This window comes from Streptomyces sp. NPDC005266 (genome assembly GCF_040607655.1).
In the GTDB taxonomy this organism is placed as follows: Bacteria; Actinomycetota; Actinomycetes; order Streptomycetales; family Streptomycetaceae; genus Streptomyces.
Genome location: NZ_JBEXHC010000056.1, coordinates 1 through 1,950, shown reverse-complemented (window position 1 = coordinate 1,950; position 1,950 = coordinate 1). Strand labels below are relative to the sequence as shown.

At 62.6% G+C, this 1,950-nt stretch carries 1 protein-coding gene; it reads left to right on the top strand.

Translation table 11 applies throughout. The annotated features are described in order from the left end of the window. Nucleotides 1-595 precede the first annotated feature (595 nt). On the top strand, nt 596-1,858 hold the full coding sequence (gene ltrA, locus ABZU99_RS34815) for a group II intron reverse transcriptase/maturase (protein WP_356050510.1): 1,263 nt from the start codon (nt 596-598) through the stop codon (nt 1,856-1,858). The last annotated feature ends 92 nt before the right edge of the window (nt 1,859-1,950 follow it).

Below are 1,950 nucleotides of genomic sequence, written 5' to 3'. Positions count from 1 at the left end.
ATCTTGTTCCAGTGTGTCCTGAATGCAGAGGGGAACTCGATGTAGGACGAGTTTCTTGAAGTAGTGCTGCGTGACCGATGAAGGATTGGCCCTTCGAAGTCGCCCTGCGGGGGGAGGCTTCAAACCGCCTCATGCTGCGTTAGCCGAAGACTGTCGTGGTGAGCGATGAGGAAAAGGCGTCCAAGAGGCGTCAGGTGGGGATCAGGGAGACGAACGCAAGTGAATCGTTGCTGACGTGTCGAAAAGATTGCGACGACATCATAACCGGGAAGCTTGGAACCGTCCCGGGATAAGCCTGGCGGGAGCCCGCCGACTGGCCAGGCGGTGTCCGGCATGGAGACGACGTGAACCTGATCTGCCGCGGTCATGTGGAACAGGAGAAGGCGCGTACCGATACAGCCCGTCCTGGTAGGGGCGGGTGAGAGGGAGCACCCCGAGCGGTTGTGCCGTGAAGGGGCCGAGTACCGATGCGGGACGCGCCGGCGGACCGGCTCGTAGTAGTGGAGAAGCCCCTGTAATGGGGGTGGAGCGAAGGGGCCGGGTCGTTCGTGACTGAGTTGATCGCATCAACCGGACGGTGTCCGGGAGGAGTTCGGTGGACCAGTTGAAGTCGCAGGCCAAGCCGTTTGATATCTCAAAGTGGGAAGTCAAGGAAGCATGGGAGGAAGTCAGGGCTAACAAGGGAGCACCGGGAGTGGACGGGCAGAGCATCGCCGACTTCGAGAAGGACCTGAAGAACAACCTTTACAAGGTCTGGAACAGGATGTCGTCGGGCTCCTACTTTCCTCCGCCGGTGCGTGCGGTGGCCATTCCCAAGCCGCATGGCGGCGGCGAAAGAATCCTCGGGATTCCTGCTGTCGCTGATCGTGTGGCTCAGACCGTCGTGGCCCGGCATTTGGTGCGGCGGGTGGATCCTATTTTCCATCCGGACAGCTTCGGATACCGGCCCGGACGGTCCGCCTTGGATGCCGTGGAGAGGTGCCGGGAACGCAGCTGGAAACGGGACTGGGTGGTTGAGTTCGACATCTCCCAGTTCTTCGACAGTGTGCCGTGGGACCTCCTGGTCAAGGCGGTGGAAGCGCATACCGACGCCGTTTGGGTGAAGTTGTATGTGCGGCGGTGGCTTGCTGCCCCGCTCAAGATGCCCGACGGCACCCTGCTGGAACGGGGGTGCGGGACGCCGCAAGGCGCTCCGGTTTCTCCCGTTTTGGCGAACCTGTTCCTGCACTACGCGTTCGACGTCTGGATGGCGAGGGAGTTCCCTGCTCTCTCGTTCGAACGCTATGCGGACGATGCGGTCGTGCACTGCGTCACCGAGCGCCAGGGCCGTCAGGTGCTGGCCGCGCTCTCGGACAGGATGGCCGAGGTCGGGCTGCGTCTGCACCCGGCCAAGACCCGGATCGTGTACTGCCAGGACGGGTTGAGGCGTGGCTCGTACGAGCACACGTCTTTCACGTTCCTGGGGTTCACGTTCCAGCAGCGCCAAATGCGGGACAAGAACGGCCGCATCAGATGGTCGTTCCGCCCCGCGGTCAGCAGGGACGCCCTCAAACGACTCGGCGAGGAGGTCCGCTCCTGGCGGCTCCATCGGCGGGTCAACCTCACCGTGGAAGAACTCGCGCAGCGGATCAATCCGATCGTCGCGGGTTGGATGCAGTACTACGGCCGGTTCTACCGATCGGCCTTGTATCCGCTCCTGATGCGCATCAACGCCTACCTGGTGCGCTGGCTCCGCAACAAGTACAAACGGTTTCGCGCGATGAGGAAGGCCATCGCGGCTTTCCAGAGGGCAGTCAAGCGCCGCCCGGGGATGTTCGCGCAGTGGAGGTGGGTCAGTTCCCCCTCCTTGGCTTGGTGATCAGGACGACAAGAGCCGTATGACGAGAGATCGTCACGTACGGATCTGTGGGAGCCGGAGGGTGCGAATCCCTCCGGCTACCCGACCTTCGA